Source organism: Massilia aurea (genome assembly GCF_014200505.1).
Lineage (GTDB): Bacteria > Pseudomonadota > Gammaproteobacteria > Burkholderiales > Burkholderiaceae_D > Telluria > Telluria aurea_B.
The window spans coordinates 852,182-869,347 of the sequence record NZ_JACHBX010000001.1 but is presented as its reverse complement, the minus strand read 5'-3'; the positions used below and the strand labels follow the sequence as shown (position 1 = coordinate 869,347).

At 50.0% G+C, this 17,166-nt stretch carries 14 protein-coding genes and 2 pseudogenes; 7 read left to right on the top strand and 9 right to left on the bottom strand.

The window, feature by feature from the left end; translation table 11 throughout:
• Positions 1-60: 60 nt before the first annotated feature.
• A complete protein-coding gene (locus HD842_RS03865) occupies positions 61-456 on the bottom strand; it encodes a response regulator (RefSeq protein WP_183551173.1) in 396 nt (131 codons plus the stop codon).
• Positions 457-1,874: 1,418 nt separating this feature from the next.
• On the opposite strand from HD842_RS03865, the gene HD842_RS03860 reads away from it, so the two are divergent.
• Together HD842_RS03860 and HD842_RS03855 are read left to right on the top strand one after the other, a co-directional pair.
• Positions 1,875-2,165 (top strand): hypothetical protein, encoded by a 291-nt coding sequence (locus HD842_RS03860; RefSeq protein ID WP_183551172.1) that lies wholly within the window; start codon positions 1,875-1,877, stop codon positions 2,163-2,165.
• 44 nt (positions 2,166-2,209) lie between these two features.
• A complete protein-coding gene (locus tag HD842_RS03855) occupies positions 2,210-2,602 on the top strand; it encodes a hypothetical protein (protein WP_183551170.1) in 393 nt (130 codons plus the stop codon).
• A 59-nt stretch (positions 2,603-2,661) separates the two neighbouring features.
• Here the strand turns inward: HD842_RS03855 and HD842_RS03850 are convergent, their stop codons facing one another.
• The 4 genes from HD842_RS03850 to HD842_RS03835 all read right to left on the bottom strand — a co-directional run bounded on the left by HD842_RS03850 (position 2,662) and on the right by HD842_RS03835 (position 5,447).
• Positions 2,662-3,213, bottom strand: coding sequence for a hypothetical protein (locus tag HD842_RS03850; protein ID WP_183551168.1), 552 nt, complete (start codon positions 3,211-3,213; stop codon positions 2,662-2,664).
• A gap of 143 nt (positions 3,214-3,356) precedes the next feature.
• Positions 3,357-3,716, bottom strand: a complete 360-nt coding sequence (locus HD842_RS03845; RefSeq protein WP_183551166.1) for a hypothetical protein — start codon at positions 3,714-3,716, stop codon at positions 3,357-3,359.
• A gap of 560 nt (positions 3,717-4,276) precedes the next feature.
• On the bottom strand, positions 4,277-4,450 hold the full coding sequence (locus HD842_RS03840; RefSeq protein WP_183553757.1) for a hypothetical protein: 174 nt from the start codon (positions 4,448-4,450) through the stop codon (positions 4,277-4,279).
• A 664-nt stretch (positions 4,451-5,114) separates the two neighbouring features.
• The gene (locus HD842_RS03835) at positions 5,115-5,447 is read right to left on the bottom strand and encodes an H-NS histone family protein (protein WP_229424585.1); all 333 of its coding nucleotides are present in this window, start codon (positions 5,445-5,447) and stop codon (positions 5,115-5,117) included.
• A gap of 469 nt (positions 5,448-5,916) precedes the next feature.
• On the opposite strand from HD842_RS03835, the pseudogene HD842_RS03830 reads away from it, so the two are divergent.
• A pseudogene (locus tag HD842_RS03830) lies at positions 5,917-6,794 on the top strand (IS5 family transposase).
• Between the two features lie 121 nt (positions 6,795-6,915).
• On the opposite strand, the gene HD842_RS03825 reads toward HD842_RS03830, so the two are convergent.
• The gene (locus tag HD842_RS03825; protein ID WP_183551164.1) at positions 6,916-7,293 is read right to left on the bottom strand and encodes a hypothetical protein; all 378 of its coding nucleotides are present in this window, start codon (positions 7,291-7,293) and stop codon (positions 6,916-6,918) included.
• Between the two features lie 2,163 nt (positions 7,294-9,456).
• Here HD842_RS03825 and HD842_RS03820 point away from each other — a divergent pair.
• Positions 9,457-9,840: a hypothetical protein gene (locus HD842_RS03820; RefSeq protein WP_183551161.1), complete on the top strand. Its 384-nt coding sequence runs from the start codon at positions 9,457-9,459 to the stop codon at positions 9,838-9,840.
• 433 nt (positions 9,841-10,273) lie between these two features.
• Here HD842_RS03820 and HD842_RS03815 read toward each other — a convergent pair whose 3' ends face one another.
• On the bottom strand, positions 10,274-10,609 hold the full coding sequence (locus HD842_RS03815; protein WP_183551158.1) for a helix-turn-helix domain-containing protein: 336 nt from the start codon (positions 10,607-10,609) through the stop codon (positions 10,274-10,276).
• Positions 10,610-10,750: 141 nt separating this feature from the next.
• Here HD842_RS03815 and HD842_RS03810 point away from each other — a divergent pair, with 141 nt between their 5' ends.
• A complete protein-coding gene (locus HD842_RS03810) occupies positions 10,751-11,881 on the top strand; it encodes a CAP domain-containing protein (protein WP_183551155.1) in 1,131 nt (376 codons plus the stop codon).
• Positions 11,882-11,947: 66 nt separating this feature from the next.
• A complete protein-coding gene (locus tag HD842_RS03805) occupies positions 11,948-12,946 on the top strand; it encodes a hypothetical protein (protein WP_183551152.1) in 999 nt (332 codons plus the stop codon).
• Positions 12,947-14,137: 1,191 nt separating this feature from the next.
• Here HD842_RS03805 and HD842_RS03800 read toward each other — a convergent pair.
• Positions 14,138-14,578 carry a transposase gene (locus HD842_RS03800; protein WP_183553580.1) on the bottom strand — a complete coding sequence of 147 codons (441 nt, stop codon included), beginning with the start codon at positions 14,576-14,578 and terminating at the stop codon, positions 14,138-14,140.
• A gap of 5 nt (positions 14,579-14,583) precedes the next feature.
• Here HD842_RS03800 and HD842_RS03795 point away from each other — a divergent pair.
• Positions 14,584-14,879 (top strand): annotated as a pseudogene (locus HD842_RS03795) (IS5/IS1182 family transposase); the annotation flags it as partial.
• A gap of 115 nt (positions 14,880-14,994) precedes the next feature.
• On the opposite strand, the gene HD842_RS03790 reads toward HD842_RS03795, so the two are convergent.
• Complete coding sequence (locus tag HD842_RS03790) at positions 14,995-17,052, bottom strand: AAA family ATPase (RefSeq protein WP_183551149.1); 2,058 nt, start codon at positions 17,050-17,052, stop codon at positions 14,995-14,997.
• Between the last annotated feature and the right edge of the window lie 114 nt (positions 17,053-17,166).

The window sequence follows — 17,166 nt, the reverse complement described above, 5'->3', positions numbered from 1 at the left end:
GAAATGCGCATTTCGCGATGCAATAAACATTCACGTGCCCAGCGTGAATCTGGTTGAGCTCTAGCGGGTATCGATCGTCGTGAAGAATGATCGAAGGTGGTTAGTGAATTCGTCCAAGCTGAATGGCTTGCAAAAATGTACGTCGAATCCCGAAGCCATCATCATGCTAAAATTTTCCTGGGTATCGAGGCCAGTCATTGCAATTAAGTGTGTGCCAGAGCTGTGATCGCTCTTTCTTATAGCTAACGCAAGCTCGAATCCAGACAATCCCGGCATATTGAGATCAGAACATGTCACATGAGGACGGAAGTCTGCAGCTTGTCTGAGGCCCGACGCTCCATCAAATGCTACTCGCACTCTGTAGCCTTCTATTTCGAGGATCATCTGCAGCAGCTCCGCAGCATCTTGGTTATCATCGACGACGAGGATTCGGTGCTGCCCAGCTGAATTTTCCATAAGTGCAGGAGACGGAGTGAATGTTAATTCAGAACTCTATCACGTCACATTGGCAACGAGTGTCTTCAATGTTTATGTCGACCGGCTATAGGACCTTCGAATGAATGCGCGACTATCCAATCGAAGCAAGGCGGTGTAGGAGGAGACCTGCTAAACCGGCTAGAAGAGCATAGCCTGCAGCGCGACGCTGTCCCAGTAAGACGAGCGCGGTTGCAATAAACATGCCAGTGATGAGAGAAAACATCAGGTTTTCCAAATCAAAACTCTACTGCTCTTAAAGGAATCCGCAGAGTGCCGGGCTGTGCCCCTTTGATACATCTTTCTGACGATCAGCGTATGCACAGCCTTAATCGTGCACCACCTATGGGTGACTGAGTGCGGCCGAACAGGTCCGGCTAATTCTGCATTGCGGAACCCCAGTCCGCCACTCGCATGGTGCCACCAGATAGCACGCGTCCAATGACGCTTCCTGGAACGTTAAGTGCTTTCATGCACTCGACGGCGCTGCGCGTGCCAGTTCGGTTTTGCAGGAGTAGACCCTTGGCGGATCGCGTTAGAGATATGAGACGAGTCTTCTGGATGCGCCTCATCAACTTGGTTTGAACGTCGTTCAGTAATCAGAGTATTCATCTTGGCCTCGATGTGTGTTCGTAAAGCGCATCGTGCTATGGCAGACACGTGTGTTCACCAAAAAAATAGCCCGGCAACGATGTGTCAGCGGGCAGAAAGTAGAACATCTAAGAGACACTCGAAGATAGACGAGAAATATTACAGTTCCGTGACAAAAAGTGTGTTGAAGAGAGCCATGAAACGGTGATAAGTTGCACGACGCCATGACCGAACTCTGCAGTTCAGCTAAACCTGACACGTCTAGATCTAACGCTAACGTCCACTTCTAGCCGTTTCCTGTCTGTCACGACCGGCTGCTTCCGACCCAAAGCAGACATCCAGAACTGTCTCCTTATGAACTAACAGTGTCAGCACTTGATCTGTTACAAAATAACTACAGTTGCTAGAAAACCAATACTTTTCGGTTATCGTAAAGTCTTCACAAAAGCTTCTCTTTGTCAGAATACAACTAGATGGTAATCTGGATTTGATCCTAACTGAACTTAAACTTTAAATCTTTATCAAAAAAACATTGGAACTAAAAAATATATACATATTGAAATATACTTCTAACTGTAATAATTTTTGCAAAGTTAAGACAATTTACATACAATTATTTGTTAGTAATAATTTTCCTGCTTCGGTATCATAATGCTAGCAAGTTATGTAATTCTATAACATAAAGATGATGGTAAGATCTAAGTTATTTTGATAAAACAAACGTTATCTGTCAATTATAACGATCAAAAGTCTTTACGGTGATGTCTTTTTCTTCTAATTAGGCATGCAAATTTTATTAAATGTATTGGATGAAAATGAAGAATTTTACTACTTCGGCATTAGCAATACTGACTTTTTCAATTGCGGTAACAGGCTGCGCCTCGAATACTGATAGAGAAGTAAGTTTCGGTGATGACATGCTTAAAAGTCAAGATATGATCTCTTTTGAAGAAAATCACAGAATATTCAACTATAAAAATGCTAGATTCGAATGGGATGGGAAAAACTGCGCGGTTTACAGAGGTGAAGACAAAAGTGGGAAGACGATAGACCAACCACTACGCGACATCAATAAAGAACCGATTTGTGTAAAAAATTAGTGAAGTGGTTCTTCATTATATATTGTAAAGTTAATTGGATATTTATGAAATATGCTTATTTATTTTTATCATTCTCAATCTTCATTTCTCCGTTTTCCAATGCCGATAACGGAAATTTATCTAGTTGCAGCTTGTTGAAACAAAAAGCATTTGCCAACCAAGCGAACGTTAAGCCTGAAAAGATGGGCCAGTCATATATTTTAGCTCGCATAGATTTTTTGCAAAAAGATTTAAAAATTGTCCGAAATTATAAAAATGTTTCAAAGAAAAAAACCAATAAGCTAGGCAATCTTATAGAAAAATCATATAGCGAAACAATCAAATTAGTCCGAGAAAAGGGTTTTCTTAGCGCGGGAGAGCGTGCGAGTTACGATCGAGAGCTAGACATCATTGCAAATGATTTATGCCAGCTGAGTACACATGAAAAAATGCAATAAAATTCTCAAATTGTTCTGACCGGCAGCTCTCGACCCGAAGCGGACGTACACTCGCCCAATTATGGCTTGCCATAGTTGACGGCCACCATGACCAGCTTGCCCTCGCCTCGCGTGGCGGTAGCCCACACCCGTTCGCCCGCTGGCATACGCAAGCAACCCATCTGGTGTCGCTTGCCAGGCGCAAGTGAAGGAAGGTCCTTGTCGTAAGCCGTTAGCGCCGCTTCAGGTGTACTTGCGCCTACGCCAGCAGAAAGCGATTCGACATCGCCGCAGACCCGCGCTAAGTGAGCGTAGGCGTCGGTCCAGGCCCGACGCGCCGAACTGGCATCCTCGCCCCTATAAGTGATAAGCATGGTGCGTTCCAAGTAGCCGTCGGTAAAGTAGAACGAAATTAGTGCCTCGCCATTTTCGAAAGGCACGTGACCAGCGCCGATGTCACCGTTCTTGAACGTGTAATAGCGGGCTGGATCGCCGACTGCCCTAATTTGCGCTTGGGTCATGCCAAATTCGCATCCTTGGTAGCCGCCGGCAGCCGCTAGGCCATGGGTGAGCAGCAATGCAAAGGCAGCGGTACGGAAACGCATGAACTTCTCCAAAAGGTTGGTTTCCATTAGCACTGGCCGCAATCTACAGTCCGCTTCTGGCCGAATCCGGCCGGTCGAGGCAGCATAGCTGGTTGCCACGTTGAAAATTTAGCGGTGGCCGCGACAGGCCGGAACCGACCCGAAGTGGACGTACCGGACGAGCCCTAGCTTTAATCGAAAAACATCCAGGGATTCATCACTGCCGGAGAAAACCACGTTATGCCCTGTTCAGCCAGAATACGTTCCTGTTCAAACCATACCTGATGACATTGGCTACGCCTGGACGTTGGCCCAGCAACTATCTCCGCTTCCTCCTTCGCCGCGCGAATTCGCTCGCAAAGCGCTGGTTCATCTTCGATTGGATCGTGCAGCCGGCTCTGTCCCGATTGGTCCTGAGTAGCCCTTAGCACTCTCGAACGCAACAAGGGTTCCATTGCTGACAATGCTGCTTTTGCCGTCATCACGGGACAGCCGGTCGCCTCATGAAAAGCGATGAGGTCAGAATTCCTGAGCGGTTCGTCGTTTGTCATAGAGATGGGAATACTGGCCATGCAATGTCCGGTTCTGGCCGTTTCCTACCTGTCGCGACCGGTTGAATCCAAGACCCAAAGCGGATGATGAGTTCTAAGTGCCGGCAGACTGGCTCATCCTGCTTTCCGTTTTCGGAGTACGGCAGCGAGAGCGGTCGTTATCGCAATACCAATGCCTATTCCCAGGCTGAGCCCTAAAGGTGCATTGTGTAGCGCTGTGCCGATAGCAGTTCCAGTTCCGACACCAACACTGATGCCAAGCATGATAGGTAGGAGCATTTAGGTCTCTCTTTAAAGTTGGAAATGACAAAGAAGCACAGTTCGAGTAGGCAACATGACGTTTAAGTGTTTCGATTTTAGCGAATTATCGCGCTTCTACATACACAATTTATCACCTAATCAGACCGTCCGATTTTGTCCAAACCCGGCCGTTCAGCTGAGCATATCAGGCCACCAAGCGGCACAGTCGCGGACTGTCACGAAGGGCAGAAACCGACCCGAAGCGGCCGTTCAGGTCTATGATGGACAACAGCGTTGCCTAGACGGCCGATTGCAAAAATTCAGTGCCGAGCCTTCGAAGTCAAGGCGCCGATAGCAATTCCAATTGCGACGCCCGGAGCAATGCCATAAGCAATATTGCCAATTGCGGTGCCAATTGCGCAACCAATCGCTACTCCAATACAAATCCAAAAGGCCATTAAATTTTTAGGTTTCTTGCTAGGTGGACTGCGCATGGAATCCTTCTTTCAAAATTGAACGTTGAGCTCTGGCCGAAACCGGTCTGTCGGCCCCGCATAGCAGGTTGCCGTGGTGAAAATCTGGCGGCCATTGCGACAGGCAGCTGTCGACCCATTGCAGACGTTTCCGGGTTGCGCAATCACGAGACCCCTCTCAACGTGTACCGCTGCTGCTAGAGTAAGCGAAAGAAGAGGTACCGGGTCTATTCCGTCAACTGGTGCAGCGGCTCGTGGAGCACCTGAAAATACTTGACCGGCAAGTCAACGAGATGGAGATCCAGATTCAGATGTGGCACCGTTCGAACCCGTTGTCCCGCAAGCTGGAAAAGATTTCCGGCATTGGACCGCTTACAGCGAGGAGCAACGTGCGCTCATTCGTGGACGTCTGCTTTTGCCCAACCCGGCCGGCCAAGGCGACATAGCAGGTTGCCAGGCTGAAAATTGAGCGGTGGCCGTGACAGGCCGCTTCCGACCCAGGTTGTGTAAAAACGCGCGATCCGCGTGTTTTTAGGGATCCCTTTACCAATTCCCGACCTCGCGAAAACGCCGTAGCGAGCGATCTGAGAGGTCGAGTGTCGTCAATCCGATGCGTAAGTCGCGTTTATACACAGCCTGGGCCAAAAGAAGAAATCGAGGGTTCGTGCCTCCTAATTGCCGTGACCTAGACCTTCGCTTCGTCCAAGCTTTTTCCAGATGCAATCCAATCTTTCACCCATGCTGGTTGACGACCCCGACCGCTCCACTGGTGAGTTAGCTCGTCTGGATGGCGATATTTGACCGAGATGGAACCAGACTTTGATTCGTTCGGGACTTTGCCAGAGAGAAGCTCGTCGACGGAAATGCCTGCACCCCGAGCAATGTGAAGAATCTGTTCACGAGCTTGGCTAATTCCAAGAAAGTGGCGCTTTTTCAGTTCTTCTACGACTTGGGCTTCGAGGGTTCGCAGCTGGGAGAGCGAATAATTGGATAATTTTTGCATAATAGTGTTGAGCAAGGGAATTGATTAGACTCCTATCATACGCGATCACCGATACTCTTTACCTCGACCTCGCGCAAGAAAAACGGCAGGAATCAACCAAAAGCAATCGTTCGAAATGTCACTTCTGACCAGTCGGAGATTCCGACCCGCCAAACAGGATCATCTGCCTACGATCAGTAAAAGGAGGCTCTACTTACTCCGGATAACAAGAAGCTCAGTTTTGGATGCTCAACCAGCTTGGCGTCTTCAAACCCGCCAAACCAGAAGATACCAAAGCCAGCGGTGTGCAGGTGTGAAAGCCAGTCGTGTAATCTTGTCTACATCTGCCAAACGCAATGTGGAGTCGATTCATGTCCGGAAGGGCTTTGTTGCACAAATCGGCCAATGCAGCAGGCGAGCGTGGGCGCGGGATAAACTGTCGGCATGAGCGCCCCCAGCATAACCGAAGTACCGAACTACCAACTGGAAAGACTACAACACAGCGCTGAAGGCGCGCGGTTCCCTGCTCATCTGGCTGGACAAGGACATGTGCTGGCAAGGCAGTGCCAGCGGCAAGCGGGGCCGCCGCCCGAAGTACAGCGAGGCGGCGATCCAGTTCTGCCTAAACATCAAGGGCTTGTTCAATCTGGCTCTGCGCCAGGCGATGGGCATGGAGCAAAGCCTGCTTAAGTTCGCTGGCCTGGTCTGGCAGGTGCCTGACTTCAGCACAGTTAGCCGTCACCAGAAACATCTATCGGTGATGATCGGAGTGCAACCGACGACAACGGGATTGCACCTCCTGGTCGACAGCACCGGCATCAAGATGCTGGGTGAGGGCGAGTGGAAGACCAAAAAACATGGGGCCGACTACCGTCGCCAGTGGCGTAAGGCCACCTTGGCATAGACGCGGCCACGCTGGAAATCCGAGCCATCTAAGTGACCGACAACGCCACAGGCGATGCGCCGATACTGCCATGCCTTCTCGACCAGATTCCTGCCGACGAAACTGTCGCGAGCGTCAGCAGCGATGGTGCCTACGACACCAAAGGCTGTCACGAAGCGATCGCGCAGCGTGGGGCGTAGGCAGTTATCCCGACTCGCAAGAACGCCAAGTCATGGAAAGACCAAGGTCCTAGCGCTACAGCCCGCAATGCCATCCTGGCGGCCACGCGCCTGCTGGGCAGGAAAATCTGGAAGAAGTGGAGCGGCTATCACCGGCGCAGCCTTGTCGAGACCAAGATGCGTTGCTTTGAGCTGCTTGGAGAACTCGTCATGGCACGTGATTTCGATTGCCAGGTCGCCGAACTACAGATCCGCGCCGCCATCCTCAATCGTTTCACACGCTTGGGTACATCCACGACTGTGGCGGTGACCATGCAGTAATTCCGCCTGGGGTTTGGGGAATTACGATCTCGGATGATTTATGCAACAAAGCCATTTTAGAGTAGAAAAATTTCTTTAAAGCCTTGTTGCTTTTTTCCACAGAAGACCAACGCCAAGTCATTTATGCAACATATGAGCCCGTGCGCCATCTTGCCGCCCGCAATATATCATCACGCCTGCCTAGTATGGCATTTGGGACGGCCGGCATCGAATTCTGGGTAACCCACGAGTTCGGAAAATGAAACCACGCTGCGATTGCCCATGAGTCTTCATCACGCAGAAGTTGCAGGATCTCCTTGATGATTGGCAGTGGAAGCCCATCTTCGTCGAACTGATACATCGCGTAAAACTGTGAGCCGTTATGCTCTACACCAAAGATCTTCCCATCGGCAACCCACTGAAGGAATTGCTCAGACTCTACACGCGGACCTGAGTCCCAAGTAGTTCCGCCAAAGATTTGATCACGTGTCTCTCTCTGATATGCCTCGTCACGAGCCATACTATCCTCCTTGCTTGGTTAAAGCACATCTTCTAGCTGGTCATCGAGATGAAGATGAGGGCAAGCCCAGATGGCCGCTGCATCCCTCTGTTAATACAATGAATTGATGCGAGCACCACTGGCTGTCTACCGTGCCGTTGTCATTCCTGAGCGCGACGATAGCATGTCCCTTTCTGTTGCAACCGAAGTCATTCGACGAGGTCAGCCTCTAGTCGCCGTCCTTATGGGGCAAGCACAGCAGGTTGTCATGATCAAAAATCACGGACTGTCACAAAGGGCTGAATTCAAGGACAAACTCGGCCGCTCGTGTCAGCTTAGCATCTTGCCGGGTTCAAGAAGCCACAGACTGTCTCGACCGGCAGCTGTCGACCCGAAATGGATTGAGCTACATTAAACGTAGTAAGTTTGCTGACCTTGACCATCCTACCTAGATCCGACCATTCGGTCTATCTTGATTGACCGTGCTGTCAATGCGGCAAGTGCCCGCTATGGAGTTTTGCCGAGCGCTTCTTCGGGGCAATCCGATTCAACCTAGAGTACGTATTTTGACGATACGCCACTGTGGATCACGTTTCCTAGCAGATCGACCAAAAAGTAGGCGCCTACCGCTCCCCCGCCATGGTGAAAGCCGTACGAGAAAGGGACCGTTTGGGCAATGTAGTGCCACTGGTGCATGCGCGCTTCCGGTGTGACAAGTAGGCACTGAATATCTTGGCGCGCATCGCCTCGGCTACGAGGGGCGACTGCGGCAGCGTGGCGCCAGTCTTCTCGTCAGCAGTGCTGGCCGCAGTTAGGTACAGTCCGGCCAACCCTTGAGCATCTGAACCCGCGTAGTGGATGCCGTCAGACCAGCTGCATCAGTGACATAAGCGTTCTTGCAAGAGGCCGACGGTTTTTTCAGCGTAGTTTCGCTGATCAAGCTTGGTTTTTTCTTTCGCGGCATCGCCCAGCAAGCCGTTCCTCCTTGTGATCTACACGGGCCGAGGCAAGCGCCCTCTCCGCATCCTTTGCTCCGACCCCGTGCCGCAAGGCAGCACTAGCAATAAGAGCGGCGGATAAATGGCGGTTACCAACCCCGGCTTGCCGCAAATGCGCTGCCACGGCGGCCAGGGCGAACGCATCAATCGTTACCTCCGTGCCGACAGGGTCCCATACCCTCCCCCTCCGCGTCATCGTCTTGCACCTGCAAAGCCTGGGTTGCAGACGTCATCAAATCGGCCTTCTGCGATCCGTCTTTATAGCGGCCTCACCAGTTTGCACTGCGCGGGTAACGTTGCCTTCCTGCACTTTGCGCCAAGCAGCATGCCAAAGGCCAAAATGCGACCAAGCACAGAGCGTTATATACCACTGCGACCTAGTTCCAATCCATATATTTATGTAGTAGGCACGCCGACATCGTCAGGAATACTAGTGCCACCAGCGATGCTAATGCGATTGTGATAACACTGCCTGCGGTTGAATCCGAACCACACATCGTCGCGCCTTATAAATTTTCGGGGTAACCGAAGGCATGTGTCCGCGTGTACGCCGTTGTGCTAGAACCGGTGAAGGACGGTGAGCAGCCCAGGTTGCCAGCCACGGAGGCATGATCCAGCTTTGCTGACGTCTCGGTAGTTTTCTTATTCACACAACGTTGCGTTATTGATACTGATCCGCGCGAAAATCCCTACGCGACCGTGGCGAGACAGTGTCGGTCCAACCGTTCATCGTTGACGACACGATCTTCCGCGACAGGTCGCTCCAACACGCATTCAGCTTCAGCGTCGTACGATGGCGAATGCTTTCGCTACTTATCGGATCGTGTCATGGCGCATATTGAGCCACAGTGAAGGCGAGAATGCGACCGAGTAGCAGAGACCGTGAGTATCACCACCACAGCCCTATTTTCCATCACAGGGCTTCCCGGCACGGACTGATGACGGAGGCAGCCATCAATTCCACCCCCGCGCGACATCAATTCGAGTCGTTGCAAGCCCATATCCCGACGGACACAACCGTGCGCTAATCCAGGCCGCACTGAAGAACAGAAACCAAAAAATTACGGAGGATCTATAATCAACGACTATACTGATGCATCAAGAGAATCTAAAGCGAGCCCAGGTTTTTTATGCACCCATCAAATCTCGGAGCATGTAGGCACAGCATACTTAGGAGACGATAATCATGAGCAACACCGGAACTATTCTTGACTTCGGCAACTCGGAGTATGAGAAGATTCCCACTGACTTTCCCAAAACCGCATCTATTGGCGCAGTCCCGGGAAATCAGCCCAAGTTTCTGGCAAGCCTATATCAAGGTCACTTCTATGAAATGGGCAAGACACCGCCGGAAGTCTACAGTCGTTGGGTTATCTGTAACGACCTTGTCGATCAACTAGTATCTAAGGCTTTCGATTCCAAAGAAGGAAAGCGTTCTCACATGAGTGAACACGAAATACTTGAACAGTATCGCACACGACTCTTGGCAACAAACTGGACGAGCACAGCCGAAGCAGAGTGGGTTATAACTGATGTGGCAAAGCGGCTAAATTGGAAATTTAAAATTTAATAAAGAAAATAGAATGTTACCTCTCAAGATAAACAGTCTCCACGATAATTACGCCCCAATTGGCATCATGAAAGCAGTGCAAATAAATTTCGTAGGCTATTTGACTTACTCAGATGATAACAACGCCAATCGCTTTTCAAAAAATCGGCTATTGAATCCGGACTTCAGCAATCTGCAGGATGCTGGCTCCAAATTTCCATCTCCGAACTTGGCTGAGATTATATCTAACACGCAGTTGGGAATTTATGGCTCTACAGAGGTTAACAGCAATCAAATTTGGTAAATATCTATAAATATATCAAGTGTCATGTCAATTCATTATTCGAAAATTTTACGGCTCGAATAAAAACTGAAAAAGGTTCGGGAGGCAGCTTTTGAACACCACTAATATAAGACCAACGATTCACCACGGAAATGCTAGCACCAAATAGCGTTATTGGTGTAGCGGAATAAACCTAGACATAAGAATTATAAGGTCGCCTCTTTGCACTTCGGACATGCTTGAGTAGGCAAGAATTATCTCCGCCAGACGATCGTCGTCGCAGTACAAGAATGCTACAGGTATGCCTAAAACCTTCGCTAATTCTTTAGCGAACTTTACTGGCGGCTCGTGAACGGCGCCCTCGTACCGGCTGATCCTTGCACTACTAGATGCTTCGTCCAGGCCGGCCAGCACCCCAAGGCGGTCTTGGGGTAGATTCGCTCTTAATCGTGCTTGTCGTAGACGACGGCCGAATGTTGGACTAATGATTTTGGAACTAGCAGGCATCCTTCGATACTCGTAGATCCGAGCGAGATTTTCTCTACGTAAAACGTAGACTAGCGCTAAAAGTTGCTATACTGCCAGTTCTTAGTCAGGGCGAAGGATCTTGTCGTAAGAGGCTCCCGCATGTAGCCGTGAGATCTTCGTATGACACCCCTTTCCGGTCTGTCGAGGCCCTCTGACCCACTTCAAAAAACCACCAAGGACATGATGCGCGTATCAAATTTTTCAATCGTAGCGACCATTCTCACAGTTGCCGTAACGGGATGCGGCGGTGGCGGCGACAAAAGCCCGGTTGCCAACAATCCGCCCCCTCCGGTCGTGACCACCCCAACCACGCCAGTCACTCCGACTCCTGCGCCAACCCCAACGGCGCAGTCGGCAAGCCTGCAAGTGGCCGTGGCACCGACCTACGCCGCAGGCTCGAGCGAAGCGGTTGCACTGAGCAAGCTCAACGCCTTTCGCGCTGCGCAAGGTCTGGGTCCGCTAAACCAGAACGCAAACGCCGACCTCGCATCGAAGAACCACGCGGCCTACGTGACGACCAGCCATAGCGGCGCTACGCCTCACGCTGAAGTCGCTGGCAAGCCAGGCTTTACCGGTGTCGACGCAATGGATCGTCTGATCGCTGCTGGCTACCCGGCCAAGAGCGCGACGGAAGTGATCGCATTCAGCATGCATTTCCCAAGCCCTGACGCGCATGCAATCGACAATCTGGCCAACACCGTGTACCACCGCGCAAGCATGATGTACCAAGGTATGACCACCGTCGGTATCGCACCGGAAACTCAGGACAGCCCACTGTACGTGGCGATTGGCCTGACGACCCCGCAGGTCAACGCTGGTGACTACGTGGGTATGTACCCAGCCAACAATCAGACCGGCGTGTGGCTGACCCACAGTGTCGAATCGCCAAATCCGTTTTATCAGGAAATGGCAATGAGCCAGGAAGCCATGTGCACCAAAACCAGTGCGCCGGTCAGCCTGACCTCGGAAGCCTCGACCACCCTGAACGTGACGAGCTTCACCGTGACAGAAGAACGTCAGGCCGCGCCACTGGATGCTCGCCTGATCACCAAAGCGACCAGCACCCAGGACAATATGTACCTGACCCCGAACGTCGCCTTCCTGGTCGGTAAGGCACCGTTTAAGCCAAACACCAAGTACAACGTGCGTTTCGTTGGCAAGGCAACTGGCGCAGCAACCGGCAGCAACACTGGCCTGGCGATCGAAAAAACTTGGACCTTCGCCACCGGCGCGTTCAAGCGAGGATGTTAAAAACGCCCGCTTTTCTGACTTATCCTGCATAACCAAGATCAAATCTCACATAGGCGTGATGCGCCTATGAATCACATTCAAAAAATGTTCAAACGACTTTTTATCGCGTCCGCCTTATCGATTTCCGCGCAGGCCTTGGCTCAAACTATCCCGCCCTTACCTGGGCCGATTACTCCAAGTGCGAAAGATTCAGAAACCTTTCTGTGCGACGTGTCCAGCATCAATGAAGATCCTATCAATCGGTCAAGTAACTTGTGGACGACTGCAGCACGTGGAGGAAAATTTCAAGCTATTAGTCCTTCAAAAATTCGAGTAATGTCAGAGTCTGATGCGACCGCTGTTTCAGACGTGTACGAGTTTTATAAGAAGTATGCAGCTGCCGCTTATATTAAATCGCCGATGTACGATCGAGGCACACGTTCAACCCAAAAGTTCGTAGTAAGCAAGTGTACGGTTGATTCCAGCAGGGCCACGAGGGTGAACTTAGAGGCTGCTCAACTGAAATCATATAAAAAACCGAGCACAGAGAAAGACCATCTGCTAATCTTCCTTGCATTCAATAAGACGCCATTGAACGATGAAAGAATTGCAGAAATGTTTTCAGACGATTTATTCTCAAGCGACGCATTTGAACGCCGGGATCAGATAAAAAAATATGCAGCATCCGCAAAATCCGAGTCGAAAAAAGCAAGTCATCGATTTATTATATTGGAAAGCGATTTGCAGCTGGAGCCGTATAATTTCGATAAAAATACATTTAGTCTCCCAAATCTCAAGATGGATGCAGAACGTTATTCTTATCAAGCAGTAACCCAAGGTAAAACAACTCCTCCAAACTACGATCTGGTTGTGCCGGCAGTTTTACTCAGTTACACGCCCAAATCCATTGAATCGGCGAAAAAAATCGAACGCGTCAGAAGCAAATCCCAGCGCTTGAAATTAAAAACGTATGTGCAGGTGACTGAAGCATCGAATACTAGGGGCCCGATGATTAGGGCCACGGTTGCGGCAATTGAAGTGTTCTCTGAAAATAACGAGCTCTTATTTAACAAGACCGTCAAATAAAGTTAACTCTGCACACTTATAAATTCATAAAAGTAGGGCTCGTAAGCTCTACTTTTATAAAAATATAAATTAGTAAATTAGCCCCCAACAAAACTCCAAACTAGAAGTAAATCCCGTGTACTGAGAGGAAACTCGTGCATCGAGTCTGGGACGAACATCCCATCATCACATTTATAAAAATAAGCACCTGGATGATTTATTATTTCAAACACCTGGTTAACTGTTCGAATGGAATAATTATTTGAATCGCACCGAGCAGACTGAATGCTAATTTTATGTTCAGCTACTCCTTCCAATGTTACAAAGTCCAATACGTCGCGGAAGTTATCGAATAAATATCTAGACCAATACGATTCATCATTATTCTCAACCCGAATATCCAAGTGGAATATTTGAACATTCAGTGAAATTTCAAGTAGCCGATATCTTTGAACTCCCGTATGCGGAAAAACAGCTTGAAGCATATCGAATTGTCTACAACGCCATGAGTTATTTGCTTCGAACATTCGTATTCTCAAAAAATGCAGCGGGTTTCTGGGTGGAAAATATTTACATAATGCAAAATTCTGCGTTTATCGTAGAAATTTACACTAATGCTTAGGCTATGTACAGCTGATTCGTTCCACCCACTCTACTCTGCAAGCGCACGAATAGACGTCGAACTTATTGCATGGCGCGCTTGCCGTACTGCTAGGGCTGACGGCGTCGTTCGTGTTAGCGAAGCTGTAGAGTGTTGTACGCCCTCGTATCCAGCTCACTTGGTGGGGCACCTTCACCGCCCGATTGCCTTACACTTATCTCAGGCTCAGCCACGCTGGGAACTGCTCGAGTTTCTTCCTCCAATGTGGGTCAACTTACACGACCAGTTTTGACCCATGTATTACATACAGCCATAGCTTGAACATGGTGGTTTGAAAGCTTAATGTGTGTTCGTTCAACGACTGGCGACATCCCATACGACGGTATTTGCATCGTATGCGACTTCGGTATAGTCAGCTTCCGTGACCATTAGCTTTCTATCTTGAGGTCACTTCAAATAATTCTATTTCGTCGTCATGAGCTGGCGAAACGACCACCTCACATTTAATCTCGGGTTTCCCAACGCGCTGAGCTCTGACAGGGGCCTTATTGGCCAAGTTCAAACGATGGCAACGCGCCTGCAAGCGGGGCATGCACCCGCCGTGCCGGCGATCAGAATAGTGCCAAGCCGCTTTCCTTCAAGAAGAAAATTGCAAAGCAAAAATCGTACAGACAATGCCCATGCAGCGCGCCAGCTTTCCATCCATTTGCGCCAAAGTGCCAAACACCTGCGCGATGCGGGCACGCGGTGTTGCGATACGGCGGTTGCGTCGCTACTAAGGTCGGAGATACCTTTCTAGCGTGGCCCTGACGCTGGATATGAACACGCCAGCCGGCCTGCTTGGGCATGACGTCCGGTTCGATGCTGGGGTAGCCGCGATCGGCATCGACATTGCGGCTGCTATTGCTGGGTTCTAGCAGTGCTTCGAAGACCGTGTTGTCGACTACCGCAGCGTGGGTGACTGCGATTTTCCGTATCAGCTTGTGGCGCTTGTCCACGCTGGCTTGCGGCTTGTAGCCGCAGTGGTTTTTGCCGTGCTTTTTGGTCCCCAGCGTGGGCGAAGGCGCTTATCCCTACTCACAAGAACGCGAAACCATGGAAGGACCAGCGTCCTGGTGCTGTAGCCCATAACGCCGTCCTCGCGGCTACGCGTCGACCTGACAGGAAAATCTAGAAGAACCGGACTGGGTCTCACCGACGCAGCCTGGTTGAGACCAAGATGCGTTGCTTACAGTTGCTTAGTGAGCGCGTCGTGGCGCGTGACTTCGACCGCTAGGTCGCCGAACTAGGGTCCGTGCAGCTATCCTCAACCGGTTCACTCGATTGGGCACGCCCACCAATGTAGCGGTGAGCACGCTAAATCCGTCTGGGGTTTTGGGAATTAGCAACTCCGCTGAATTATTCAACAAAGCCGTGCTCGGCGAATCGCTCAAGCTACTTGAGCATTACGAATATTGCACAGGCTTTACTAAAGTAGCGCGTCCAGCCCGGTCATACGAGTGGTAACCCGAGGGAGTGTCTCAACGGCAAGTCGAGCTGCAACAGGATCACCGATCAGGATAACTTGCTGCTGTGCTCGCGTAATGGCGGTATAGACGAGTGACCTGTCTAGCATTTTGCTACTACTCAGCACCACTATAACGTGTCGCCAGTGTGAACCTTGCGCTTCATGCACCGTAATAGCATTGCCAAGCTCGAGATCGTTGAGCATTGACTCAAGAATAGGCCGTCTCTCACCATCGTCCCAGAGTATCCAACCAATCGCCTCGCCGGTCTCTGCGCCATCCGCGTAGGATAACCGCAGTGGCTTATCTTCAATTTTCACGAGCCGCCCCATCGAGCCATTTTGCAGCCCCCAGTCCCAAAGGTTCCGCGTGCAAAATATTTTATCGCCGAGATAGTATCCAGTACCGACCATAGATTGAAACTCTTCCGAGTACACCAGAAGTGGACGCGCCGCTTTAGTGCACTGAGCTTGAACTAACGCATTAATTGCTTTAGTCCCATCCAAACCGGTGCGACGAGTCGAAAGAATTTGCGTGTCCTCAGTATGGAAACGATAATTCCTGACTACCAATTCACCAACGCATTTCGGACTACACGGAATAAACGATATTGGTAAGCGTGGGTCATCACTAAACTTCGGCCATATGCCCGAACGCAGAGCTCGCGCCGCAATGGAAATACTGTTTCCTTGAAAAATTACACTCTTAAGTTCGAATTTTGGAATCTGTGGAATTCTTTCCATAGCGTGCAAAACCAAACCTGGGCCCACAGGCATCAGTTGCTCAGTATCGCCAACAAGCACGATTCTCACATGATCTGGAAGCAATTCGCACAGCCGATTCATCGTAATGATGTCGACCATAGATGCTTCATCTACGACGATGACGCAGCGACCAGCCAACTCGTCCTCCTTAGTCATCCTAAGGAAATTTGCCATAGTCAATACGGGCCGGGCTGTATCGTTAAGCATTTGCATTGCAGCACGGCCGGACATCGCCACTTGAAAAATCTTGGTCTGCGTCTCATCGAACACTTTGTACAGCGCTTTAAGTACAGTCGTCTTACCTACCTCAGCACCGCCAATTATCAGGCTGATAGAATTGGAAGCAGCCACATGCACTGCGGATCGCTGCTCATTGTTCAGCGCTATCCCTTCGTTGAGTTCGTGCTCAGTTATGACACTTTCAACACAAAGGTAATGCCGACATGAAAAGTCGTCATGATTTGCAAGCCGTATTTTGATGGCACGGGCTACCGATGCTTCCATGGCCCACGCGCCAATTGACCATAAATTTTCTTCTTTTCCAATTCTAAAATACAAACTAGAAAGACTACTCTTCAACACATCGCATCCCATATTGTAGCTAGATCCTCCTAAAATTTGCTTCAGATGCGAATTGATAAGCTGGATTGAGGGCCGAGTATGACCATCGCCCAATAAGCGGTATAAGGCTTCCTCTATCGCGCCCTGCAGTCGGCGAGGATCATCGTCCGGCATATTGAAATAAACGCAAGCGAGCGCATCCACCTGTTTCCACGAAGCAGAGAAAGAAAGGAGCCGATAGGGATCCTCTTCTAGCTTCGTGTGCGCCGCTGACCCGAAGTGTTTAATAAACCTGTGCCCGACCCGCACATCAATTTTTGCGTTTTTCAGCCATTGTAGCGTGCGGATTTTGTCGAAGAGGACCCACGCATCAATGACCTGCCTCGCACTTTCCGCAGTCAAGACTCTAGAGAGCGGTTGGACCTCACCGTTGTTAAGGAGGCGATACAAATCGTTACCGAACATGGACCATAACTTCCTCGCCTTCAATATTCCAATACGATGAAATTCTGCGCATCCGGACAGAAAGCTAACAATATGCTCGCCGGATACCATCTCCAATAAAAGATGGGCCGCTCTAATTTGCTTTTCGACGACACAGTATCCATTTACCGTTCGATTATAGGTTTCTTCCTCCCCAGTCACGCGCCACCATTGACCGGTTTGAACACGGCACTCGCCGAGCTGCAAGCCCATGGCCATAACCACAAAATAGCTTTTTGCATCTAAGACATTTCCAGTCTCACTAATTTGAGTCCCAACAAAAATACATCCGCCTCGTCCGTTGGGATTTTGACTACGAACAGTCTG